The organism is Actinoplanes missouriensis 431 (genome assembly GCF_000284295.1).
In the GTDB taxonomy this organism is placed as follows: Bacteria; Actinomycetota; Actinomycetes; order Mycobacteriales; family Micromonosporaceae; genus Actinoplanes; species Actinoplanes missouriensis.
The window spans coordinates 4128321-4152479 of record NC_017093.1 but is presented as its reverse complement, the minus strand read 5'-3'; the positions used below and the strand labels follow the sequence as shown (position 1 = coordinate 4152479).

The 24159-nt window shown below is 72.5% G+C and carries 19 protein-coding genes; 9 read left to right on the top strand and 10 right to left on the bottom strand.

What is annotated here, in order from left to right:
- Positions 1 to 3: 3 nt before the first annotated feature.
- Both AMIS_RS19430 and AMIS_RS19425 read right to left on the bottom strand, forming a co-directional pair.
- Positions 4 to 603: a DivIVA domain-containing protein gene (locus AMIS_RS19430; protein ID WP_014444064.1), complete on the bottom strand. Its 600-nt coding sequence runs from the start codon at positions 601 to 603 to the stop codon at positions 4 to 6.
- 451 nt (positions 604 to 1054) lie between these two features.
- Entirely contained in the window at positions 1055 to 1534 is a 480-nt protein-coding gene (locus AMIS_RS19425) for a GNAT family N-acetyltransferase (RefSeq protein ID WP_014444063.1), read from the bottom strand.
- Positions 1535 to 1583: 49 nt separating this feature from the next.
- Between AMIS_RS19425 and AMIS_RS19420 the strand changes: the two genes are divergently transcribed.
- Positions 1584 to 2150, top strand: a complete 567-nt coding sequence (locus tag AMIS_RS19420; protein ID WP_014444062.1) for a TetR/AcrR family transcriptional regulator — start codon at positions 1584 to 1586, stop codon at positions 2148 to 2150.
- 30 nt (positions 2151 to 2180) lie between these two features.
- Here the strand turns inward: AMIS_RS19420 and AMIS_RS19415 are convergent, their stop codons facing one another.
- Both AMIS_RS19415 and AMIS_RS19410 read right to left on the bottom strand, forming a co-directional pair.
- Positions 2181 to 3209 (bottom strand): Acg family FMN-binding oxidoreductase, encoded by a 1029-nt coding sequence (locus AMIS_RS19415; protein ID WP_063711161.1) that lies wholly within the window; start codon positions 3207 to 3209, stop codon positions 2181 to 2183.
- Between the two features lie 50 nt (positions 3210 to 3259).
- Positions 3260 to 4702, bottom strand: a complete 1443-nt coding sequence (locus tag AMIS_RS19410) for an MFS transporter (protein WP_014444060.1) — start codon at positions 4700 to 4702, stop codon at positions 3260 to 3262.
- Positions 4703 to 4779: 77 nt separating this feature from the next.
- On the opposite strand from AMIS_RS19410, the gene AMIS_RS19405 reads away from it, so the two are divergent.
- Positions 4780 to 5439 (top strand): TetR/AcrR family transcriptional regulator, encoded by a 660-nt coding sequence (locus tag AMIS_RS19405; protein ID WP_014444059.1) that lies wholly within the window; start codon positions 4780 to 4782, stop codon positions 5437 to 5439.
- A gap of 37 nt (positions 5440 to 5476) precedes the next feature.
- A complete protein-coding gene (locus AMIS_RS19400) occupies positions 5477 to 6964 on the top strand; it encodes a GGDEF domain-containing protein (protein WP_014444058.1) in 1488 nt (495 codons plus the stop codon).
- On the opposite strand, the gene AMIS_RS19395 is transcribed toward AMIS_RS19400, so the two are convergent.
- Complete coding sequence (locus AMIS_RS19395; protein WP_014444057.1) at positions 6913 to 8418, bottom strand: LLM class flavin-dependent oxidoreductase; 1506 nt, start codon at positions 8416 to 8418, stop codon at positions 6913 to 6915. The genes AMIS_RS19400 and AMIS_RS19395 overlap by 52 nt on opposite strands.
- Before the next feature lie 70 nt (positions 8419 to 8488).
- On the opposite strand from AMIS_RS19395, the gene AMIS_RS19390 reads away from it, so the two are divergent.
- Complete coding sequence (locus AMIS_RS19390) at positions 8489 to 8965, top strand: MarR family winged helix-turn-helix transcriptional regulator (protein WP_231859351.1); 477 nt, start codon at positions 8489 to 8491, stop codon at positions 8963 to 8965.
- 295 nt (positions 8966 to 9260) lie between these two features.
- Here AMIS_RS19390 and AMIS_RS19385 read toward each other — a convergent pair whose 3' ends face one another.
- Positions 9261 to 9929, bottom strand: coding sequence for an HAD family hydrolase (locus AMIS_RS19385; RefSeq protein ID WP_231859350.1), 669 nt, complete (start codon positions 9927 to 9929; stop codon positions 9261 to 9263).
- Positions 9930 to 10011: 82 nt separating this feature from the next.
- On the opposite strand from AMIS_RS19385, the gene AMIS_RS19380 reads away from it, so the two are divergent.
- The gene (locus AMIS_RS19380) at positions 10012 to 12219 is read left to right on the top strand and encodes a putative bifunctional diguanylate cyclase/phosphodiesterase (protein ID WP_014444054.1); all 2208 of its coding nucleotides are present in this window, start codon (positions 10012 to 10014) and stop codon (positions 12217 to 12219) included.
- Positions 12220 to 12450: 231 nt separating this feature from the next.
- Positions 12451 to 13149 (top strand): class I SAM-dependent methyltransferase, encoded by a 699-nt coding sequence (locus AMIS_RS19375; RefSeq protein ID WP_014444053.1) that lies wholly within the window; start codon positions 12451 to 12453, stop codon positions 13147 to 13149.
- A gap of 27 nt (positions 13150 to 13176) precedes the next feature.
- On the opposite strand, the gene AMIS_RS19370 is transcribed toward AMIS_RS19375, so the two are convergent.
- Entirely contained in the window at positions 13177 to 14265 is a 1089-nt protein-coding gene (locus AMIS_RS19370) for a carboxylate-amine ligase (RefSeq protein WP_014444052.1), read from the bottom strand.
- Between the two features lie 10 nt (positions 14266 to 14275).
- Positions 14276 to 15271: a TDT family transporter gene (locus tag AMIS_RS19365; RefSeq protein WP_014444051.1), complete on the bottom strand. Its 996-nt coding sequence runs from the start codon at positions 15269 to 15271 to the stop codon at positions 14276 to 14278.
- Between the two features lie 133 nt (positions 15272 to 15404).
- Between AMIS_RS19365 and AMIS_RS19360 the strand changes: the two genes are divergently transcribed.
- The 3 genes from AMIS_RS19360 (at position 15405) to AMIS_RS42775 (ending at position 18325) form a co-directional block, all read left to right on the top strand.
- Positions 15405 to 15938, top strand: coding sequence for a YbhB/YbcL family Raf kinase inhibitor-like protein (locus tag AMIS_RS19360; RefSeq protein ID WP_014444050.1), 534 nt, complete (start codon positions 15405 to 15407; stop codon positions 15936 to 15938).
- On the top strand, positions 15935 to 16936 hold the full coding sequence (locus AMIS_RS19355; RefSeq protein ID WP_014444049.1) for an L-dopachrome tautomerase-related protein: 1002 nt from the start codon (positions 15935 to 15937) through the stop codon (positions 16934 to 16936). The genes AMIS_RS19360 and AMIS_RS19355 overlap by 4 nt, the downstream gene beginning before the upstream one ends.
- 69 nt (positions 16937 to 17005) lie before the next feature.
- Positions 17006 to 18325 (top strand): hypothetical protein, encoded by a 1320-nt coding sequence (locus tag AMIS_RS42775; protein WP_014444048.1) that lies wholly within the window; start codon positions 17006 to 17008, stop codon positions 18323 to 18325.
- Between the two features lie 690 nt (positions 18326 to 19015).
- On the opposite strand, the gene AMIS_RS19345 is transcribed toward AMIS_RS42775, so the two are convergent.
- Together AMIS_RS19345 and AMIS_RS19340 are read right to left on the bottom strand one after the other, a co-directional pair.
- Positions 19016 to 21562, bottom strand: a complete 2547-nt coding sequence (locus AMIS_RS19345) for a LuxR C-terminal-related transcriptional regulator (protein WP_014444046.1) — start codon at positions 21560 to 21562, stop codon at positions 19016 to 19018.
- Entirely contained in the window at positions 21559 to 24141 is a 2583-nt protein-coding gene (locus tag AMIS_RS19340; RefSeq protein WP_041829907.1) for a LuxR C-terminal-related transcriptional regulator, read from the bottom strand. Before AMIS_RS19340 ends, AMIS_RS19345 begins: the two co-directional genes overlap by 4 nt.
- Positions 24142 to 24159: the final 18 nt, after the last annotated feature.

Below are 24159 nucleotides of genomic sequence, written 5' to 3'. Positions count from 1 at the left end.
TGGTCAGGCTCCGATCAAATTTTGCAGGCGTCCGCTGACCTCACCGGTGATCGACTCCCGGCGCTCGTCGGCCTCGGCCCGCAGCGCGTCGATCCGGTCCAGCGCGGCAGCCCGCTTGCCCGGCAGCGCCGCCATCAGCTCGGCGTGCCGGTGCCGGGCGTCCGCCACGATCGTGGAGGCCCGCAGCTCGGCGTCGCTGATCAGCCGGTCCGCCTCGGTGGTCGCCTTGCCGAGCAGATCCGCGGCCTCCCGGCGCACGTCGGCGAGATAGTCGTCGGCGGTCCGCGCGGCCAGCTTCACGACACCCGCCGCACCGGGCCCCGGCTCGCTGATCGTGGAGAGTTCCGCCTCCAGCGCCCGCACCCGCTCCTGCGCTTGCGCGCACTCCGCTTCCAGCGCGTGCAACCGGGCATGGGGATCATCCGGACCGAGCCGATCGCGGAGCGCCCGGTTCTCGGCCGCGAGGCGACGCATCTCCCCGGCGACATCGGAGAGGAACGCGTCCACCTCCCCCTCGTGGTACCCACGTGACCCCGGTGCGGCCCGCCGGAACGCGGCGCCGTCCACATCGGCCGGGGTGAGCTGCTTCGCGATTCCGGTCATCGACTCGCTCCCCCTCGTGCGATGTCCTGTGCACGTTCCCAGCGTGTGACCAGGCCCCCCGGGTGCTGAGAACGGCGCTGTCAAAGTAGACGTGACCCCTCTTTCAATGTCAACACCGCGTATCCGGACGGGTTCCTGACAGTTACATCCTCTCCCGCGCGCGCGGGGTGCGGGCCGTCCTCCGCGCCGGAACTCCCCACACCCGCCGCGCTGAGCACCGGGCGGTCCAGCCGGTCGCCAGTGCAGCGCGCTGAGCGCCAGCCGGTCCGGCTGGTGCACAGTGCTGTCGCCGGGCCGCTGGAACGACACTGAGCACCAGCCGGCCCGCGACTCTCCACCGATCCACGGCTGCGGGGAGCCGTCACCGCGCCGGAACTCCGCACGCCCGCCGATTCAGCGCTCTGCGTGGGAGCTGAGGCGCGCTCCGCACCAGAAGGCAACACGCCCGCCGTCAGAGGTCGAGGGTCCAGGTCTGGCCGGTGAGGGGGTGACCGAACCCGGGATGGGGCTCCTCCGCCGTGAGCGTGAAGCCGACGCCCTCGTAGATCCGGCGCGCCGACACGCACTCGTCGACCGTCCAGAGTGTCACCCGTCGATAGCCTGCCTCGCGCGCGAACGCCAGGCACTCCGCCACCAGCTTGCCACCCAGGCCGAGGCCCCGCGCGGCCCCGGTGACCAGCAGCACCCGCAGCTGGGCGACGCCCGGCTCGGCGCCGGCCACGAGCATCACGCAACCGGCACGCCGGCCGTCGGCTTCGGCGATCCAGGCGGCCTCACGGGACGGGTCGCAGGTGGCGGCGAAGTCGGCGACGATCTCGGCGACCAGCTTCCGGAACGACGTGTCCCAGCCGAACTGGCTCTCGTAGACCTCGCCGTGTGCGGTGACTATCCAGTCCAGGTCACCGGGTTGGTCGGCCCTGCGCAGCGACATCACGAACTCCCTACTGAAACGACTGTTTCAGTCAGGATAGAGTACCGCCATGAGCGCACGGCAAGCCGAACTTCTCGAAGCCGCCTACCGGTATGCGCTCGCCAACGGGCTCGCGGACCTCTCGCTGCGGCCGCTGGCCACCGCGATCGGGTCCAGCCCGCGGGTGCTGCTCTTCCTCTTCGGCAGCAAGGAGGGTCTGGTCAAGGCGCTGCTCAGCCGGGCACGCACGGACGAGCTGGCAATGCTGGGCGACAAGAAAGGTGACGAGGCCACCGAGGATCTGCCGAACGCGATCGAGCGGATCTGGGCGTGGCTGGCCGCCGAGGAGCACCGGCCGCTGCTGCGGTTGTGGGCGGAGGCCTACGCCCGGTCGCTCACCGAGCCGGACGGGGCGTGGGCCGGGTTCGCGAAGACCACCGTCGACGACTGGCTCACCGTGCTGGCCGGGTGTCAGGCGCCGGCCGAGCGGGACACCGCCGCGGGCGTCGCGCGCCGCACCCTGGCCCTGGCCGTCCTTCGTGGCGCGCTGCTGGACCTGCTCGCCACCGGCGACGAGGCCCGGGTGACGGCGGCGGTCAAGCAAGCCTTCCCGTCGTCGGTGACAGGGCCCGGGTGACGGCGGCGGTCCGGGAATCCACGGCCGGTGTCAGAGCAGCATCTCGCTGATCGGGCGGCGCGGGGTCTGGCCGGCCACCCGGCCGTACCCGACCCGCAGCACCATCTGCGCCGGTCGCCGGGTGAGCTTCGCGCGGACCGCCGGCACCTCGACCGGCTGGCTGATCGGGGTGGTCGCCAGCCCGAGCCAGGTGGCGGTGAGCAGCACTCGCTGCAGGGCCTGACCGGCGCGCAGCCAGTCGAGCGGGGTGTCGCCGTCGGTGGCGAGAACCACGATCGTGGGGTACGGCTCGAACGGCTCCCGTGGCCCGCCGGCACCGGCGAAGTCGCGGACCGGCATCACCTCGAGGGCGTCCCACGGCCCGGCTGCCCACTCGGGCACCCCGTCGTGGCGGGCGTTCTGGCCGGTCCAGCGGGCGATCTCCTCGGCGTAGTGCGGGCGCTCGTGCAGCCAGCGGTCGGCTTCCCGGGCCAGCCCGAGGATGGCGTCCCGGCCGGTCGGGTCGGCCACGGTCAGGGTGGCGCCCTCCTGGCGGGCCGCGTCCTGGAGCTGGGCGATCGCGTCGGCGGGGACCGCGACCTGGGCGAACGGCCGGCGATTGGTGTGCCGGTGCGGGATCGCGGCGGCCAGGGACTCGGTGACCGCGTCGGCGTGGGCGGGACGGTCGGCGATGATCCGGGCGACCGGGGAGGCGACGTTCCCGGCGACCGAGGAAGCGACCGAGGAGGCGACGGTCCCGGTCACCGGGGAGGCGACGGACCGGGTGACCGGGGACATGTCGGGCTGTGCGGGTGACAGCTCCGCCCGTACCCGATAACCGGCCTTGCGCATCGCGATGCGCAGGGTGACGACGGCCGCGCCCAGGCTGATCAGCTGTTCCCGGCCGACCGGGTCGACCACCGGAAGGCGGCGCGCCGGATCGGCGAACACCTCGACGGCGGGCGGATCGACCCGGAACAGCCAGGGCTGACTGTTGTGCAGCGACGGCGCGCGGGCGGCCGCACGCACGCAGTCGAGCAGGATCTGACGCGACGGCGGGACGAGACGTGTGGCTTCCATGCCTCCACGAGACTCCCCCGCAGGCACGGGAAGAAGGGCCGTTGGTCCCCTCATGAGGCGTCCCTGACCGAGCTGCCGCGGCGGGCCGCCCAGATGACGAGCGCGGCGCAGATCGCGGTGAGCACCAGGGTGGCGGTGGTGACCGCGTTCTCGAAGGCGCCGGTGCCGGTGGTGCCGATCTCGGTGAGCGAGCCGGCGATGGCGGCGGCCACGATGGTGCCGGTCACGGCCATGCCGATGCTGCCGGCGACCTCCTGGCTGGTGTCGCTGAGCGCGGCGCCGGTGGAGGTCTGGTCCTCCGGCAGGCCGCGCATCACGGTGACGCCGGCGATCGTGGAGACCACCCGCATGCCGGCCGCGGTGAGCGCCAGGGCCACGGCGATCCAGACGTAGTCGTACCGGCCGAGGAGCCCGTAGACGAGCAGGCCGGCGACGACCGCCGCCGCGCCGAGGGCGCCGGCCCGCTGGGTGCCGAGCCTCTTCGCGAACTTCTCCACGAACGGTCCGACCGCGAGCAGGACGACGACCTGCGGGAGGTTGCCGAGCGCGGCCTGCGCCGGCGACCAGCCCCAGACCAGCTGCAGCTGGAGCGAGACGCTGTACGCGAGGGCGGCCATCCCGAGGCCCATCGCGGCCTCGTAGGCGAGGCTGGCCGAGACCGTCGGCCGCCTGATCAGGGCGAAGTCGAAGATCGGGTGGGCGGTGCGCCGCTCGCGGACCACGAACGCGGCGGCGCTGAGGATGGCGCCTGCGCCGGCCAGCCAGGGCGCGGCCTGCCCCCAGCCGTCCTCGACGGCGAGCGTGGCGGTCCACAGGGTGAGGATCAGGGTCACCGTGCCGAGCAGGGCGCCGGGCAGGTCGAGCGGCGTGGTGTTGCGCTTCGCCGGGTCGTCGGACGGGATGCCGCGGCGGATGCAGACGATCGCGAGGACGGCGATCGGCACGTTCATCACCAGCAGCGTCTGCCATGGCAGGACCTGCAGGATCAGGCCGCCGGCGGTCGGCCCGACGGCCATCCCGACCAGGCCGACCGTGGCGATCAGGGAGGTGGCCCGCATCAGCAGGTTCTCCTGGTCGAAGAGGCGGAAGCAGAGGGCCATGGTGCCGGGCGCGGTCATCGCGGCGGTGACCCCGATCGCGGCGCGGACCGCGATCAGCTCGCCCGGGGTGCGAACGGCCACGACGGCGAGGCTGGCCAGGGCGAACAGGCTCAGGCCGAGCAGCATCATCCGGCGGGTGCCGTACCGGTCGGCGATCGCCCCGAAGGCGATCATCAGGCCGCCGAAGAGCAGCGAGTACCCGGAGGTGATCCATTGCAGGTCGGTGGCGGAGGCGCCGAGTTCACGCGTGATGGTCGGCAGCGCGACGGTGAGCACGGAGTTGTCGAGCATCTCGACGAGGAAGACGACGGAGAGCCCGAGGATGGCGGGCCACACGGCCCGCAGGGAGGTGGCGGGCGATGTCGCGCGCGCCTCGAGAACGGTGCTGGTCATGGGGGACCTCGCTTTCTGGAACGGCGTTCCACACGGATCAGCTTGGAACGCCGTTCCAGACATGTCAAGATGGGTCCATGGCGACTAGGACGCGGAACACAGAGCGGCTCTCCCGGGAGCGCATCGTCGAGGCCGCCGTCGAGCTGCTCGACACCACCGGCGAGGACGGGCTGACCTTCCGGGCGCTCAGCGCGCACCTGCGGACCGGGCCCGGCGCGATCTACTGGCACGTCGCGAACAAGGGTGAGCTGCTCGACGCGGCCACCGACGCGGTGCTCACCCGCGGGATGACCGGCGAGGCCGCCACCGGCACGCCGCAGGAGGTGATCCGGGCGATCGCGCTGGTGCTCTTCGACGCGATCGACGAGCACCCGTGGGTCGGCGCCCAGCTCTCCGACGGGCCGTGGAGATCGGTGACGCTGCAGATCTGCGAGCGCATCGGGCAGCAGATCCAGCGGCTCGGCGTGCCCGGCGCCGAGCAGTTCATGGCGGCGTCCGCGGTGATGCTCTACATCCTCGGCGCCGCGCGCCAGAACGCCGCGAACGCCCGGATGAACCCGCCCGGCGCCGACCGGGCCGCGATCCTGGCGACCCAGGCCGCCGCCTGGGAGGGCCTGGACCCGGAGGGCTTCCCGTTCCTGCGGCACGTCGCCGGGCAGATGCGCGAGCACGACGACCGCGAGCAGTTCGTCGCCGGCCTCGACCTGATCCTGGTCGGCATCACCGGCCTCGCCTAACCGTTGATCGCGGCGGCCGGCTGCCGATGGAAAGGCCGTGAGGAACCGGTTGCTGACGAGGCTCGGCGTGATCGCCGTCGCGGGCCTCGTGCTGCAACTGCTCCTGCCGCACCTGTCCGAGACCGCCGGACTCGTGCTGGCCTGCGCGCCGATCGCGGCCGCCGGCTGGTACGCCGCCACCGGGTTCGCCCGGCAGACCCGCTCCCACCGGGGACGGCAACGCCTCGGGATGGCCTTCGGCGCGGTCTCCGGCGGGCTGCTCGGTGTCTCCTACACGCTCTACACCGTGGACGCGCTGACCGGCGCCCAAGCTCACCTGAACACACTGGCCTCGGTCACCAGCATCGCGGCGGCCGTCGTCGCGGTGCCGGCCATCCTGATCGCCGTGCCGCCGTTCGCGAACTGGCTGGCCCGCGGCACGTACCTGATCGATGTCGCCACCGTCGCCGGAGCGATCTTCGCGACGGCCTGGCAGTTCGCGCTCCGGCCGGCCGCCGAGGCACTGCTGCCCGGCGCTCGCGCGCAGTTCGGGCTGACCGTGAGCGCCGAGATCCTCGCCGCGGCGCTGGCCCTGATGCTGATCTCCCGGACCGACGCCGGCCGGTACCGGGCCATGCGCGTGCTCGCCGCCGGACTCGCCCTCTTCGCGCTCGCCGCGCTGATCAGCGTGCACAACCACACGGACGGGGACGCCTGGTACGCGCACGGGCTCGGCGCGGTCTACCTGATCGCCGGGCTGGTCATCGCCGTCGCCAGCCGCAGCACCCTGGAGACCGACGAGAGCGGCACCCGCAGCCAGTTCAGCGGAATGTGGAGCACGCTGCCGCACCTGCCGGTGATCGTCGCGCTGGTGTCGGTGATCGTGCCCTACGTGCGGGACGCGACGCTCAGCCCGGTGCTGCTCGGCACGCTGCTCAGCACGTCGGTCCTCGCGGTCGTCCGGCAGCTGCTGAACTCGCTGGTGGTGCGCGGTCTCGTGCTCGACCTGGAGGACCAGCGGCGGCGGCTGGACCACCTCGCGCACCACGACATGCTGACCGGCCTGCCCAACCGCACCGCCTTTCAGGTACGGGGTGAGCAGGCCCTCACGACGATCCGGCCGGGCACGGTCACCGGCGTGCTGCTGATCGACCTCGACGGCTTCAAGACGGTCAACGACACCCACGGCCACGCCGCCGGCGACGCGCTGCTGAGGACCGCCGCCGGCCGGATCACGCGGGCCCTGCGCGACGGCGACACGGCGGCTCGTCTCGGTGGGGACGAGTTCGCGGTGGTCGTACCCGCTGTGAAGGACCTCGGCGACGCCGTCGCCGTGGGTGACCGGATCCTCCGCGAATTCGCCGGGGCGGCAGTGCGCGGCAGCGTCGGTGTGACCGTGTCGTCGGTGCCGGGACGGTCACTGGACGAGTTGCTGCACGAGGCGGACACCGCTCTCTACGCGGCCAAGGCCGCCGGCAAGGGACTGGTCCGCGCCTACTGCACCCCGAGCCTGGCAATCGGCTCGACGAGCTCCCGCTCCTCGTAGGCCAGGTGCGACAGCAGGGTGTCGCTGAGCAGGTCGACGGCGGCGCGCAGACCGGCCGTACCCCCGCCGTCGGTCGTCACCAGCGCGACCAGGGCCTTGTCGACGCCTTCCAGCACGTCGTGGATGACGTGGTGCTCCTGCTCCAGGCGGTCGATCACCGGGGCGAGGCGGGGGTCGTTGCGCTTGAGGTGCGGGAAGAGCGAACGGTCCTCGATCGTGTGGTGGGTGGTCACGATCCGGCAGTAGGACTCGCAGAACGTCCCGAGCGTCCAGTTGTTCTGCCGCATGGTCATCGTGTTGATGTGCGAACGGGCCGCGCCGACGTCCATGGTCCCGGCCTCGACCTGGTCGATCAGGTCGTGGATCTGGGCGAGCTCGGCGCGGAGGTGGTCGTGGATCTCGACCAGGTGACGGCCGGAGGCCTGCTCGTGCGGGGTGTAGGTGCGGGCCGGGTCGGGTGCCGGACCGGTCGGGCGGGTGGACTCGTCCCAGGGGGTGCGGGTGCTACGCCGTACACCGGTGTCGGGGGTGGGGGTGACGCCGAGATTCGTCGCTTTGATCGGGGTCTTCGGTGTTTCCTTGTCTGATAGCTGGGCCGCTTGCCCTGATCGCTCCGCGGTCACGAGCTCGCGGACCGCCGGGGCGACCTCCTCCCCGAAGACCCGGATGACGTCCGGCTCGTCCGCGGCCAGGATGAACGTGCTTATCCCCTCGGTCAGGGCCAGCTCGGCCAGCTCCTCGGCGCCGTGGGACGGACCGGCGAGGTTGAGCAGCCGCCGCACGTCCCGCGGTTCGCGGCCCGCCGCCAGCGCGGCCTCGTCGATGATCGCGTTGCCGGACGCCAGGTCACCGGGTTTCAGGTAGCCGAGTGACGGCAGCCAGCCGTCCGCGAGCCGGCCGGTCAGCGCCAGCATCCGCGGCTTGTAGGCGCCCAGCCAGATGCCGACCCGGTGCGCCGGGGCCGGGCCGCGCTTGGCGCCGGAGACCCGGTGGAAGTCGCCGTGGACCCGCACTCCCCCACGCGTCTCCGCGTCCCAGATCTGCCGGATGATCTCGATGCCCTCCTCCAGCGCCTGCACGGCCTGGCCGGCGGTGAGACGCTCGCCGCCCATCGCCTCGATCGCGTCCCAGAACGCGCCCGCGCCGAGTCCGAGCTCGATCCGGCCGCCGCTGAGCAGGTCGAGGCTGGCGACGCTGCGGGCCAGGACGGCGGGCGGCCGCAGCGGAAGGTTGATGACGTTCGCCGACATCCGCACATTCCGGGTACGGGCGGCGACGAAGCTGAGCAGAGTCCAGGTGTCGAGAAACCCCGCTTGGTACGGGTGATCCTGGAACGTGACCAGGTCGAGTCCCGCCTGTTCGGCCAGCACGGCGAGGGCGACCACACGGTCGGGATCGGTGGCGGCGGGCGTGATGAAGGTGCCGAATTCGAGAGAGTGGCCGTAGTCGGGCATGATCCAACTGTGCCGCTTTACAGATGTTCTGTCAAACAGAAGATCTGTGACGTCATGTATTGTGGCGGACGTGACGACCCCCCTCGAAGGTGATCTCGGCTGGATGCTGGGCGTGGTGTTCCGCGCGTACGCGAAAGCCGCCGAGCACGCCCTGCGTGATCTGCCCGGCGGGCCGCGTGGTTATCAGGTGCTGACCGCGGCGGTCGGCTCGCCACCCCGGAACCAGGGGGCGATCGCCGAGGATCTGGGCATCGACCGGACGATCCTCACGTACCTGATCGACGACCTGGAGAAACGTGATCTCGTGGTGCGGCGCCCGGACCCGGCTGATCGGCGAAGCCGCCTGATCGTGGCGACCGAGACCGGGCGGGCGTCGCGGGAGGCGCATCGGGCGGCGTTGGAGCACGTGGAGGCGCATGTGCTGGCGTCGCTGGAGCCGGAGGCGGCGGAGACGCTGCGAGGGTTGCTGCAGAGGGTGGCGTGCAGCGCGCAGGAGCGTGACCCGATGAGTGACCTGTGCGAGGCGGTCAAAAAGATCGACGGCTGAGCGGTCACGTCACGCGCCCCGCCGTCGCCGTCGCCGTCGCCGTCGCTGTCGCCGTCGCCGGAGTTCGTATCGCGTCAGCCGAGTCGCAGATCTTGGAAACGCCTATGCCGGCTGGCACTCAGTGTGGACAAAACGGGCGCGCGACAGCACTGTTGACCAGCCGGGCGAGGCGAGCTGGTCAGCAGTGCTGTCAGCAGCGTCTCGGACAGCACTGTGTACCAGCCGGACCGGCCGGTACACAGCGTCGGCACGGGGCGGCACGGGGCACGGGGCGGCACGGGGCGGCACGGGGCGGCTAACCGCCGTACCCCGGGAGGGTTTTGATGGTGGGCACCACCTCGGGGAACGCCGAGATCGACGCTGTCACGTAACGCGGATCGAAGTCGGACAGCCGCCTCACCCCGCTCTGCAAGCAGGCGATGAACGCCACCCCCGCCCCTCCCGCCGCCAGCGCATCACCCGGCGAGTCACCCACATAGACGCACTCCGGCGGCGCCAGCCCCGCCTGGGACAGCAATTCGTCGAACGCGCGCGGGTCAGGCTTGCCGAAACGGGTGTTGTCGCGGTGGTATGCGGCGGTTATCCGCGACGAGAGGGCGTGATCCGGCTCGAGCATGTGGCGGATCTCCGGGCCGGTACGGGACGTCAGCAGCATCAAGCGGAAGCCCTCGGCCAGCAGCTCATCCAGGGCGTGCAGGTTCTCCGGCGGGATCACGTCGAGCAGGCCGTCCGACACGTGGCGGGTCATCGCGTCGTGGAAGAGTGGGCCGAAACGGTCGAGGTCGAGGCCGGGTGAGCGTTTCGGCATCGCCTGCAGCAGCGGCTCGCCCCAGGTCTGCAGGTGCAGGGAGCGGGGCATCGGCGGACGCCCCATCGCGGTGAGGACCTCGTTCTCCAGGATGAACGACGCCTCCTCGGTCATGCAGAGCGTGTCGTCGACGTCGATGGCCACCGCACGGATCATGATCCGAACCATAGAACCTCAACTTGCGGGCGTGCGCGCCGATGTCCACGGCGACGGGTGCTGCAACGCGGGAGGAGGGGCTGTGGTCACGCGCTGGCGCGCCTGGTACCTCCCCATCGCCGTCGTGATGGCCGTCGCCGACGTTGCGCTGATCGTGCTCGGCACCCGTACCGTGTTCTCGAATCTCCTCGTCTGGGTCCCCGCCGTTCTGGGCGTCGCGATGGCCGTGGCGAACTTCGCCGCCGCCGCTCGCGGCACCACCGGGCAGCTGCGCACGTTCTGGCGCCGACTCACCGTCGCGATGGCGTTCGTGCTGGTCGCGGCGCTGAGCCAGACCGTCGACGTGATGACCGTGCGGTCCGCGGGGATGCCGCCGATCGGGTCGCGGACGCTGCTGCTCTACGTGGCCGGCACGGTCCTGGCGATCTCGGCGATGCTGCGGCTGCCCGGCGGCGGGCGCAGCTGGCGGCAGCTGACCACGGCCGTGCTGGACGTGACGGTGGTGGCCGTGACGGCCGGGATCGCGGCGTCCGAGTACGTCGGCTGGTTCATGGACCGGTTCGGGGTGAGCACCTCGGCGTGGTGGCTAAACATCGCGATGATGGCGATCGCGGTGGCCGGTGTCGTGGTGGTCGTGAAGATCATGGCGGCGCGGCAGAGCCCGGTGCCGCGGGCCGCGCTCTGGTGGCTCGCGCCGATCGGGCTGGCCGGACCGATCTCCACGGTCCTGATGACGCTGCTGAACTCGTGGCCGCACCTCAACGGCAGCGCCGCGGTGCTGCCGTTCGTCGGCCTGTTCGGCACGCTCGCCGCGTTCGCACAGCAGCGTCCGGGCGGCCACGCGGCGCCGACGCTGCACCCGTCGTTCTACCGGCGCAGCACCGCGGTCCCGCTGGTCGCCACCGGACTCGCAAGTGTGCTGGTCGCGACCGTGTACCTGCGCACCGGCCACCTGAGCACCGTCCAGGTCGGCGGCACCACCCTGCTGTTGCTGCTGGTGGTGGCCCGGCAGGCGATGGCGTTGTCGGAGAATTCCACGCTGCTCGACACGGTCGCCCACTACGCGATGCACGACGAGCTCACCGGTCTGTACAGCCGCCGGTACTTCACCGCGGCCGTGGCCGAGGCGTCCGGCCCGCACACCGTCATGCTGGTCGACCTGAAGGACTTCCGGTCGATCAACGACAGCCTCGGGCCGGCGGCCGGGGACGCGCTGCTCATCGCGTTCGCCGCCCGGCTCTCCGGTCTGGTCGGCGCGGACGCCGTGGTGGCGCGGCTGGGCGGCGACGAGTTCGGGCTGCTGCTGCCCGGCACCACCGCGGTCACCATCGGTGACGAGCCGTTGCATGCGGACGGTCACGAGGTGATCGTGGACCTCTCCATCGGCGTTGCCGAGGGTGACGACGACCTGTTCCGGCGCGCCGAGATCGCGCTGCGCGAGGCGACGGTCAATCCCGGTCAGGCCGTGGTCCGCTATGACGCCTCGCTGGAACGCCGGCTGAACCAGCGGGCGACGATCGCCGCGGACCTGCGGCGCGCGCTGAGCGCCGGCGAGTTCCACCTGCTCTACCAGCCGGTCGTGGAGCTGCCCGGCGGCCGTATGGTCGGCGTGGAGTCGCTGATCCGCTGGCGTCGCCCGGACGGCGCGACGGTCTCGCCGGCGGACTTCATCCCGGTCGCCGAGGACACCGGCCTGATCGTCGAGCTGGGCGCCTGGATCATCGACACGGTCTGCGCGCAGGCGGCCGCCTGGCGGCACCGCCACGGCCCCGGCGCGCTGCAATCCGTAGCGGTCAACGTGTCGGCCCGTCAGCTGCTCGACCCGAGCCTGCCGGACGTCGTGGCGACCGCCCTGGCCCGACACGGCGTGCCCGCCTCGCAGCTCACCGTCGAGATCACCGAGACCGCGGTGTTCGGCGGCGGTCGCGCGCTGAACACGGTCACCGCGCTGTCGTCACTGGGCGTGAGCATCGCGCTCGACGACTTCGGCACCGGCCACTCCTCGCTCGGCCTGCTGCGCACCTGCCCGGTGGACGCCATCAAGGTGGACAAGTCGTTCGTCGACGGCCTCAACGGCACGCCGCAGCAGGAGGCGATCGCCATCGCGCTGACCGGCATCGCCGAGACGATGGGCCTGCGCACGGTCGCGGAGGGCGTGGAGACCCCTGAGCAGGCACAACGCCTCTTCGAGCTCGGTTACCGGCACGCGCAGGGCTTCCACTTCGCCCGCCCGCTCCCGCCCGAGGAGATCGACGCCCTCCTCGACCGGGCCCACCGCCTGGCCGCATAGAAGACCTTTTCCAGTACGGCCTGACAGAGTCCCCGAGAAGCCGCGCGACCAGGCTGCCCACGCCGGGCCGCTGCGCGGGCTACGGCGACGGGCGCGGGGAGACCCGCGCGGGCGACCCGATCCCCGACAGTCCCGACCACGCCGGTCCGCGGGCACGGCGCAGACGGACGCGCGGAGCATTCCATGGCAGGATCGTGCGCTCGACCTGGAGCATGCTGAGGAGACACCCTGGTGAAGGCCGATCACTACGACAGTTTCGCCGAGCGCTATTCCGCGGCCAACGAATCCAACCTGATGAACGGCTACTACGAGCGGCCGGCGATGCTCACGCTAGCCGGGAACGTGACCGGCCGACGGGTCCTCGACGCCGGCTGCGGTTCAGGGCCCTTGTCCGCAGCTCTTCGCGAGCGAGGGGCCGTCGTCACCGCCTTCGACTCCAGCCCCGCAATGGTCAAGCTGGCCGAACGGCGGCTGGGTGAGGACGCCACGCTGCTGGTCGCCGACCTCAGCGAGCCGCTGCCCTTCGACGACGGCGCCTTCGACGACGTCATCGTCTCCCTGGTCCTGCACTACCTGAAGGATTGGACCGGGCCCCTGGCTGAGCTGCGACGAGTCCTGAGGCCAGGTGGCCGCCTCCTCCTGTCGGTGAAGCACCCGATCGCCTACGAGGTCGTGCACCCGGACGGCGACTACTTCGCCCTCGCGCGCTGGTCGGAAGCATGCACGTTCGACGGGCACCGCGTGGAGCTCACCTACTGGCATCGGCCGTTGCACGCGATGACGGATGCGTTCACCGACGCGGGCTTCCGCATCTCGGTCATCAGCGAGCCGCCCATGTCTCCGGACACTCCGCGCGAGCTGCTGCCTCCACACCTGGTGGACCGCACGGCGTTCCTTTCCTTCATCTTCTTCGTCCTCGAAGCGCATTGACCCGGAGTCCCGGCTGCGGCCGCCCGGTCAGGTAGTGCGGGTCCACAGGGCGGCTGCCTCCAGCGCCGCCCGGATGTCGCCGGTTCGGCGGTGGACCGCGCGCTGGCGATCCGCGCCGCAGCCGGTCTCGCGCAGCCGGACCAGCCCGTCCCGCACGAGCTGCCGGTCGCCGGATCGCCGCAGGGACGGGTCCACCAGTGCGGCGAACTCGCCGATCAGCTCCCACGCCGGGCGGGCCCGGCCGTCGCGCAGGTCGACCAGGTCACCGCCGAGACCGTCCCGGGCGGCCCGCCAGTGCGCCCCGGACACCACGGCGTCCCGCGGGTCCGGCGCCGCCCGCCCGGCACGGGCCTCCCCGAGAGCGGTGTCGACCGCGGCCCGGACCAGGGCGGTCACCAGCACCGCGTCGTCGACGTCGGCGCAGACGTCACCCATCCGGATCTCCACGGTCGGGTACCGCGGGGAGAGCCGGGCGTACCACTGCACCATTCCCTCGTCGATCATGATGCCGGTGGCGATCAGGTCGTCCACGGTGCGGTCGTGCTCGCGGGCGTCGCGGAGGTACGGGGTCGGCGCGACACTGAACCACCGGCGCAACTGGACGTTGCGCCAGCTGCTGTGCCCGGTGTCCGCGCCCTCGAAGAACGGCGAGTTCCCGGTGAGCGCCTGGATCACCGGCAGCCAGATCCGCAGGTGGTTGCAGACCTGCACGGCCAGGTCCCGGTCGTCGACGCCGACGTGCACGTGCATCCCGCAGAGCGCCGGGTCCTGCGCGAGCGGGCCGAACCGGTCGATCATGGTGTGGTACCGGGGGTCGTCCGGCACGCTGCGGTCGGGTTCGGACACCGGGGTGGCGGCGACCGCTGTCAGGCGTACCCCCGCGTCGTCGGCCGCAATCGCGGCGGCACGCCGCAGTGAGCCCAGCTGATCGCGCACGTCGCGCAGATCCGTGCACACGCCGGTGACCATCTCCAGCATGCTGCGGCGCACCTCCGCCCGGCTCTGCCGGCGCGCCTGCTCGGGCAGCGCGGCCCGCACCTTCTCGGCGACCGGGGCGTTGGCGCCGGTATCCGGATCGAGCAGCAGGAACTCTTCTTCGACACCGACGGTCAGCACGGCGCCGTGGCTACCCGGCGGAGTGCCCCACCAAACCCCGGGCCGCCTTGCGGGCGTCGGCGTCGTCGGCCGCGGTCAGGGTGTCCAGAGCGTGACGGCGTTCGCGGCGGCGGCCGGCGATCGGCAGCGACCGGACCGCGAGGGCGGCCAGTCCGGCGGTCAGGGCGGTCAGCAGCACGACCGTGACGGCGCGGTTGCCGCTCGCCTCGGCGGTGAACGCGGTCACCGCGCCGGCCGGGAACGTGAACGACCAGAAACCGAGCGAGAACGGCAGCCGCAGGAAGCGGGGCAGGAACGCCAGCTCGACGAGGGTCAGCACGACCGTGAGGCCGGCGAACGCGGCCGGCACCGGGCCGAACGCATCGCCGGCCAGGGCGAACCAGGCCAGCCCGGCGACCGCGGGCGGCGCGAGGAGAATCGCCACGGTCGGCACGAGCGGGTCCGGCAGGCTGGGCCGCACGACGAGCCGGAGCAGGATCAGCGTGGTGATCACGATCGAGAAGAAGACGCCGACACCGAACGCCGCCCAGCCGACCATCGGATGACCCACCGCCGCTGCCGCGTCCGCCGCGACCAGCCCGCCGGCCACGGTCGGCAGCAGGTAGCCGCCGTGCACCGCCTCCAGGGTGAGGCGGCCCTCCAACCAGGTGCCGATCAGCCAGCCGGCGAAGAGCGCGGCCACCGTGATCGCGGCGAGCACCACGATCTCGCCGGCCCGGTGCTGGAAGTGCGCCAGTTCGGCGCCGAGCAGCATGCCGGTGACCGGCACGAGAGCGGCGAGCGGGCCCTGGGCGGGGTGCCGCAGCTGGTCGCGCAGCCGCTGGTCGCCGCGGGCGCCGGCGATCAGGTGCGCCGCGATCAGCCACACCCAGGCGATCGCCGCGACGGCCCAGAACAGGTGCGGCAGCCAGGACGGCAGGGACAGCACCCGCGCGGCGGCGGTCCACGCCTCGGCGAGGCCGGACAGGCCGAACGCGATGGCGAACGTGTTGAGGGGAATGCGCATGCCTCGATGCTGGGCCCGCGCCGGGGACGCGGGATAAGTACAACGACTGGCCGGCGCTGTGCCAGTCGTCATACGCATGGCGGCGGCGGGGATCGCTCCTAGCTTCGGGACAGAACACGAACGAGGAGGAACCATGACCACCCCGTACGACCGTATCGCGAAGGTGCCGGGATTCACCGTCACCAGCACCGACGTCCGTGACGGCGAGCCGATGGCGCTGCGTCACGCCAGCGGCGTGTTCGGCGCCGGCGGCCAGGACGTGTCGCCGCAGCTGAGCTGGAGCGGCTTCCCGGCCGAGACGTTGAGCTTCGTCGTCACCGCCTACGACCCGGACGCCCCGACCGGCAGCGGTTTCTGGCACTGGGCGGTCGCCGACATCCCGGCGTCGGTCACCGAGCTGGCCACCAGCGCCGGCGCGGAGGGCGACGCGGCGCTTCCCGAGGGCGCCTGGCACGTTGCGAACGACGCCCGGCTGCGGCGGTACATCGGCGCGGCCCCGCCGGCCGGGGACGGCCGGCACACCTACTACGTCGCGGTGCACGCCGTGGACGTGGAGAGCGTCGCCGCGATCGGCGTGGACCGCGAGTCGACGCCGGCCTTCGTCGGTTTCGCGCTGAGCGGGCACACCCTGGCCCGTGCCGTGCTGACCCCGTACTACGAGCAGTGAACCGGCCGCTGGGGGCGTGGGCCGCCCCGGACTACGAGACGGTGGCCGCCTTCGACGACCTGATGCCGACGGGTGTCACGGCCGACGGGAACGGGCGGGTGTTCGTCTGCTTCCCCCGGTGGGGCGACGACGTGGCGTTCACGGTCGCCGAGGTCGTCGACGGGACGCCGGTGCCGTACCCGAGCCGGGAGTTCAACGACGAGCACCTGGTGAGCGTGCAGAGCGTCGTGGTGGACCCGCGCGGCAGGCTGTGGCTGCTGGACACCGGCAGTCTCGCGTTCGCGCCGTGGGTGGAGAACGGGCCGAAGCTGGTCGAGGTGGACCTGGCGACGAACACCGTGCTCCGGGTCATCCGGCCGGCGGCGATCACGCCCACGACGTACCTTAACGATGTTCGTTTCGACAGGTCGGGAAAGTACGCCTTCGTCACCGACTCGCAGGCCGAAGGCGCCCTGATCGTCGTGGACTTGGAGACCGGCGAGAGCTGGTCACGGCTGCGGGGGCACGTGAGCACCCGGGCCGAGGACGGTTTCCGGGCGGTCGTGCAGGGCGAGGTGCGCGAGGGGTACGTGGTGGGAGCCGACGGCATCGCGCTGAGCGCCGACGACACCCGCCTCTGGTACTGCCCGCTGTCCAGCCGCAGGCTCTACAGCATTCCCACGGCGGCGCTGCTCGACCGTACGCTCAGCGAGGAGCAGGTGGCCGCGCAGGTGACCGACCACGGTGACAAGGGCGCCTCCGACGGCCTGGAGATGGACGCGTCCGGTGCGCTGTACGCGACCGCCTACGAGCACAGCGCGGTGCTCCGCCGGGCCGCCGACGGCACCTGGTCGACGGTGCTGCACGCGCCGGACGCGCTCTGGCCGGACACCCTGGCGCTCGCCGCCGACGGGTATCTGTACATGAGCGTCAATCAGCTGCCCCGGACACCGCTGTTCAACAACGGGGTGGACGACCGGCGTCCGCCGTACCGGATAGTCCGGGTCCGCGTGGCGTGACCGAGCCGGAGGAAGGGAGAGCCACCCGGTCTTCCTTCCTCCGGCTGCGCACTGGGGTACAACGAAGGCGTGAGTATCGCCAACCTCGGCCTTGCGGGAGATCTCTCGGTCGCTACGTACCCGAGCCTCGCCAACGACGTCGCCAACCGTGCCTGTCTCCCCATCGGGGCAGTGCGGCCGGTCACCTGGGCGCCGGGTTCCACCTCGCCCATGGCGGCGACGCCGATAGAACTACTGCACAAACTCGGCCGGGTCTCCAGCTATCTGCCGACGCTGCAACATGCCGGCGCGGCGGGACTCTCCGGTCATATCGCGTTGAACTTCGCCTCGGTCTGGGCGATCATTCGATACCTGTGGGCATTCGACGCCCCGAGCGTGAACCCTGCGCAACTGCGCTTCTCGACAATAACCGACGAACTCAAGAAACGATCTCGTGCGCTGTTCAGCGAACACTTCGGGATTGCCCTCGCCGTCCATCTCGTGGAACAGCACGTGGCCAACCCGACCACAGCGCCGATCACGGTCGACGTCGATACAGCCGTTTCGGTTCCAGGATCAGGCGCGCCGCTTCCCGCGTTCGGCATGGAGCGACCCGACTATCTCACCTTCACCACGAACGCGAACGGACGCCCGCAGGTCATCGCGATCGAGGCCAAGGGCAACGTCGGTGGGCGCTCAAATTCCGTCCGGCAACTCGCCCGGGCCGTCCAGCAACTGATGGCAACCCCCTCGGTCGCCAAGCACCTCCATAGGGGCATCGCCGTGGCCACGTCGATCACGAACCTGGTTCTCAGGTCCTACGCGGTGGAACTGCATCCGGCACTGGCGAGCGGCCGTTTCGTAGAAGAAGTGGCCTTCGCGCAACGCTTACCGATTGAAGACCGTTATTTCTTCTGGGAGGATGTCCTCCGACGAGATGCTGCCGCCCTGGCAGATTACAACAACACTGAGGAAATCATTCCTCCCAACGGCATCTCGGTGAATCTCCCGCTGATTCGAGACGCCGGCCTGCTCACCTTTTCCGGTATCCCCGTATCAACCTCGGCGATTCTCGAATCCCATGCCGACCAATCTCGATGGAAGAATGAGAGTTCAACCCTCCGCGGTCTCACCGGAAGTCTTGTCACTCATCCTTTCAGAGATGTCGAATACCGAGGCAGATGGGTCATCGATCCGGTTCATGCCAATACACAGGTGTTCACAGGAATGGAGGAGAGGATCGCGTCCTCCCTGTTTCCGGAGAACATCACGCATGATCGAGGAAACAGGGAGGAAGTCGATGCCGACCCACTACCCCCGGTCCACGAGAAGCTGCCGGGCGGCGGCCTCCGGGTGACCACTCGACAACCATCCGGAACAATCCTCGTCGTCCAGAGCCGGGGAACCTGATCGCCATGGCCCCCATGCCACTTGGCGTAAGTTGATCTCCAGTTCGGGCGGTGAACGAGAGGGCGGCCCACGGTGGACTGGTGCGTGGGTGGCGGCCCACGGTGAGCTCGTGCCCGGGTGGGGGATCCGGTGAGTTCGTGCGTGGGTGGCGGCCCACGGTGAGTTCGCGCGTGGGTGGCGGCCCACGGTGAGTTCGCGCGTGGGTGGCGGCTCACGATGCGGCCCTGTCGCGGGGGCGGCGGCACACCGAAGCTCACGCCGGCCGCGATGAGGTCGCACGCAAACGGTTCGTGTGCCCTCATCCCCGCCCTGGCATTGATGAATCGCCACGCAGGCGTTGCGTGTGACCTCATCCCCGCGGCGCAGGCGTTGTGTGTGACCTCGTCCATGCGGCGCCGACACTGCGTGTGACTTCGTCCCTGCGGGGTCGGCGTTGTGTGTGACCTCGTCCATGCGGCGCCGGCGCTGCGTGTGACCTCATCCCCGCGGCGTCGGCGCTGCGTGTGGCCTCGTCCACGTCGCCGCCGCTGGCGCCGCGGCGTCTCGGACCGGAACACGCGACTGCGGCGCGGCCGGTCGACGCGACGGTCCGGGCGGCGTTCCACCCAGGCGAGCGAAGCAGCACGTCATCGGAGTGATCAACTAAGCTGACCAGGCATTGTCCATGGTCCCCACGGCGCTGGGCCGCCGCTACCCGGCGAGGACGCTGCCGAGCTCGCGCCGGCCGCTGATGCCGAGTTTCGGGTACGCGTTGTACAGGTGCGTGCCGACCGTGCGCGGCGACACCTGCAGCCGCTCGGCGATCTCGGAGTTGCGCAGGCCCTCCGCGGCGAGCAGCACGACGTGGCGCTGCTGCGGGCTGAGCCGGCCGAGCAGCGGCGACTCCCGGCCCGGCGGCCCGGCGAACTGACCGGCCGCGCTCAGCTCGATCCGGGTGCTCGCCGCGAACCCCTGCGCGCCGAGCCGCTCGAACGTCTCCAGGGCCGCGGTGAGCTGCGAGCGGGCCTCGGCGGGCCGCCGCTGCCGGCGCAGCCACGTGCCGTAGAAGAGCCGCGACATGGCCCGCTCCAGAGTCCAGGTGTCCCCGGCCGGGTCGTCGACGGCCTGCGCGAAGAAGGCGCCCGCGTCGGCGTCGGCGAGCAGGCCGCTGATGTGCGCGAGCCGGATCCGCCGCCGCGGGCTGTCCGGCCCGGTGGCCGCCGCCAGGAACGGCCGGACCTCGGCAACCCGACCGGCCCGGTACGCGGTGAGCGCTGCCCCGAGCAGCAGGGTGACCGTGAAATCCGGGTAGAGCGGCCGCCCGTCCGCACCGAACAGGCTCCGATGATGCTGGTAGGCCATCTCGTAGTTGCCCTCGGCGTAGACCGCGATGCCGAGCGCCTGCCGCAGGTGCGCGTGCGCCCGCAGGTTCTGGTGCAGGTCGACCCGTGACCACGCGGTCTCGGCCAGCTCGCGGGCGGCCGTGCCGTCGCCGCGCAGCCCGGCCAGCCGGGACCGCATCGCGGCGATCTCCACTTCGAGCAGTGGCAGGTCAGCACGGTCGCACCGGGCCTGCGCGTCGTCGAGCAGCCGTTCCGCCTCGTCCCACTCCCCCGCGTCGATCAGGCTGGAGGTGAGCGGCAGGCACAGCTCGGCGATCCCGGCGACGTCGTCGTCCCGGTCGCGCAGCGCGTCCCGGGCAGGCGGCCGCAGCGCGTCGGCGGCGGACGACTGCCAGGCCATCTCGGCGGCGTGGGCGAGCAGCAGGGCCCGGAACGCGGACCGGTCATAGCCGGGCGCGGCCACCGCCGGCGGCTGGTCACCGTAGGGATCGGCGGACCCGCGGATCGCGGCCCGGATCGCCGGGTGGTCGTCGCCGGGAACGTCCCGGTAGAGGCCACGGGCGGTGATCCGGTGCTGTTCCAGGCCGGAGAGCCGGGCCACGTAGGCCGCCGCCGAGGCCAGGGCCAGCCGGTCCAGACGCGACGACGGCGGGTGCCGGCGGGCGCTGTCGAGCAGCACGTCCATGGCTTCGCGCTGGCGGCCGGCCCGGCACAGGGCGAGAGCGGTCTCCTCGGCGGCGACCTGCGGGACGTCGGGGGCGGCCAGGTACAGGCCCCGTACCCAGCCGGTCTGTCCCATCGCGCCGGCCCGCATCAGCGCCGCGGTGTGCCGGCGGGCCGCGGCGGCCGGGTCTGCGGAGAGCCGGGCGGCGCGTTCCAGCAGTTCCGGGTCGTGACCGAGTTCTTCGAGCGCGGCCGCCAGCGCGTCGTCCGGGGTGGCCGTCACGGCGGCGAGGTGCCGGGCGCCGTCCGGCAGGATGGCGGCGAGCCTGCGGTGCAGGGCGTCGCGTTCGGCGGCCGGGCAGGCGTAGTAGGTGGCGATTCCGGCCAGCGGGTCGGTGAAACGCACGCCGTCCTCGCCGGTCTCCAGCAGCCCGTCGGCGACGGCCCGGGCCAGCACCTGCGGGGACACCCCGGCGGCCGTGGGCAGCGTCCCGGCGACGACAGGCAGGGACCCGGCCGTGATGGGCAGCGCCCCGGCGACGCTGACCAGACGGGCCAGCGACAGCACGTCCGGGTCGGCGGTGACGGCGGCGTACCGGCGCAGCGCCGAGGTCATCGCCCCGGAACGCGCCAGCTCGACGATCGCCCGCGGATTGCCGCGCGCCAGGCGCAGCAGCCGCAGCCGCTCCCGCCCGGCCGGCGCACCCGGCTGCCGGGCCAGCAGGCGGGCGGCCGCCGCGTCCGGCAGCGGTTCCAGCGGCACCACCGGGATCCCGGCCGGCAGCAGCCCTTCGGCCCGGTGCCGGCGTACGCCGAGCAGGATCATCACCGGCCCGCGCGGCGGTTCGTTCACCAACGCGGCGACGATCCGCACGGAGAGCGGGTCGAACAGGTGCAGGTCGTCGACGACCACCAGCACCGGCCCGCCACCGAGCAGGGCTCGCGCGCCGGTGAGCAGGGTCGTCTCCAGGTCGTGGCCGGCGTGCGGGCGCAGGGCCAGGGCCGCGGTCGCGACCGCCCGCAGCGGCCCGGGCAGCACGCCGGCCCGCTCACGCACCGGCTGGAGCAGCTGGTGCACGCCGAGCCCGGCGAGGTCGGTCTCGTCGGCGTGACCGGTCGCCCGGACCACCCGGACACCGCGGCGGGCCGCCTCCGCCGCCGTCGCGTCGAGCACCGTGGAGATGCCGAGGCCGGGGGTGGCGACCACGGCGGCGGCGCCCCGGCCGCGGTCCAGAAGCTGGGTGAGCGTCACGCCGGCACGACCTCGCGCAGCTGGGCGCGGCGGGCGACGCCGAGCGCCGGATAGATCTGGTAGAGGTGGAAGCCCACTGTGCGCGGGGACAGCCCGAGCCGCCCGGCGATGTCCCGGTTGGACAGCCCACCGGCGGCCAGCCGGGCGATGAGCTGCCGCTGCGGGGTCAGCGTCGTGAACGTCGCGTCGGCGGCGCCCTGGGCACGGATGCCGACGGCGCGCAGCCGCTCGCGCACCGCGGCGGCGTCGTGGCCGGCGCCGAGACGGACGAAGGCGTCCAGGGCGTGTTCCAGCATCGGCCGGGCACGGATCGGCCGGCGCCGGGATCGGAGCAGGTCGGCGTGACAGAGCTCGGCCCGGGCGTACTCGTACGGCCGGCGGTTAACGGCGTCCGGGTCGGCCAGGGCGGCGCGCAACCGTTCCTCCGCCTCCGGACCGTCGCTGGTCAGGGCCAGCGCGACGGTCCACGACCAGGCTCGGCGCGGGCTGACACGCACCGCCCGGGCGTGGGCCGCGACCAGCACGGCGTGCGCCTCGGCGCGGCGGTCCGACTCGGCGGCCGCGATCGCCAGCTCCACGACGGACCGCTGCGACAACAGGTAGTGCAGCGGTCTCCCGCCAGGTTCGAAGAGCTTCAGGTACGCGTCGAGAGCGTCCCCGTGATTCCCGGTGGCCGCCGCGAGCTGCCCGGACGCCCGGTGCAGCAGGCACCGGACCAGCCGGCTGTCCGGCCGATCCGCCCGCACGGTGTCCAGCAGGGCGCGGGCCGCGTCCAGGTCGCCGCGCCGGGTCAGCAGGGTCACCCGCTGTGCGGTGACGGCGCGCCGGACCGGGCTGTCCGGGTTGCCGCCGACCAGGTCGGCGGCGTCCCGCAGCCGGATCGCGGCCTCGTCGAACATGCCGAGGTCGAACAGCACCTCGGTGAGCGCCACAGCGGCGATCGCGGAGACGCCGAGGGACTCGTCGCGGCTCACCATGTCCAGCGCCCGCCGGTAATGGTCCACGGCGATGTCCGCGTCGTCGAGCACCCACGCGATGCCCGCCACGCAGAGCAGGCGGATGCGTTCCGCGGCCGGGGGCAGCGGGCGCAGCAGCGCCGAGTCGCGCAGCGGGACGTGCCGGCCGGTCCAGCCCGCCGGGTCGGCGACGGCGCGGGCGAACGCGAGACGGACCTGCCCGATCCCATCGGCCGTCGGCGCCGCGCCCGCCAGGAGGGTGGACAACCGGCGTACGTCGGCCGGGTCGCCGTCGGTCAGCACGGCCCGGGCGGCCTGGGCGAGCAGTCCGGGATCGTCACCGCCGGTGTTGAGCAGCCGGTCGACCACGTCCAGGACCGGGGCGGCCGGGCGGAACATCGCCATGTTGCCGAGGTCCGCGTAGGCCGTGCTCAGCATCGCGGCGTCCCCGGTCGTGGCCGTCATCCGCTGCCAGAGGTGGGCGGCCCAGCGGACGTCACCGCAGCGGTCGGCCTCGGTGGCGGCCCGGCCGTACCGGCGGGCGGCGTCGGCGGGCCGGCTGCTCAGTTCGGCGGCACGCTCCCACAGGCCGGCGGCCTCCAGTCCGGTGGCCAGGCGCGCGACCCCTTCGACGGCGGCGGCGCTTGCGCCCAGCCCCGCAGCCGGGTCTCCAGCCGATGCAGCGTGGGCGTCGGGGTCGGCGGCGTGCAACCTGTGCCAGGGCCGGCTCGGTGAGCCCGGCGGGAGCACCTCGGCGAGCCTGCGGTGCGCCTCCCGCCGCTGCTCTGGCGTCGCGCTGAACACGCTGATCGCCCGCACCATCGGGTGCCGGAAGACGATCCGGCCGGCCGGCACGGTGATCAGGCCCGCGTCCTCCGCCGGGCGGCAGTCGGCGAGGCCCGCGCCGGCGGCGGCGAGGACGGTCCCCATGTCCTCGGGGGCGGCCAGTGACGCGTACCGGAGGAACTGCCTGGTCTTCTCCGGGAGGCCGGCGGTGAGCTCGCCGCTCAGCCGGAACGACGGCCGTGCCGCACCCGCCGCCGGCACCACCGCGCGGGTCAGCTCGATCAGGGCTCGCGGGTTGCCGCCGGCATACCGCAGAACCTCCGCCCGCGCCCAGCCGGTGGGCGCGCCGGGCAGGCTGTCGACCAGGCCCGCCGCGGCCGCCGGGCTCAGCGGCGGGACCGGCAGCACGGTGAGCCCGGGGCCGGCGACAGCGCACGCGCGCGGGCCGCTCGCGGCGAGCAGGACCGACAGCCGGTGCTCCCGTAGCCGCCGCGCGACGAACAGCAGCAGGGCGACCGGCTCCCGGTCGTCCTCCGGCACGTCGTCCACCGCGATCAGCACCGGGCCCCGCCGGCACAGGCTCTCCACGACGGCGAGCACCGCCATCCGCAGCCGCAGCGGATCGCCGCCGCTTCCGGGGACGCGGTGCACGGCGGCCAGCAGCGCGCCGAGCCGGGCGATCTGGAAGCCCTCGGCCCGCGCGATCTCGACGCCGCGGCCGAGCAGCGCTGACGTGCCGGCGCCGGTGTCACCGGTGAGGACGAGGAAGGTGTTCGTCGCGATGGCGGCACGGATCGCGGCCTCTTCCGCGGCCCGGCCCTTGAGCATGGTCTCCATGGCCCTCACTGTCACGAC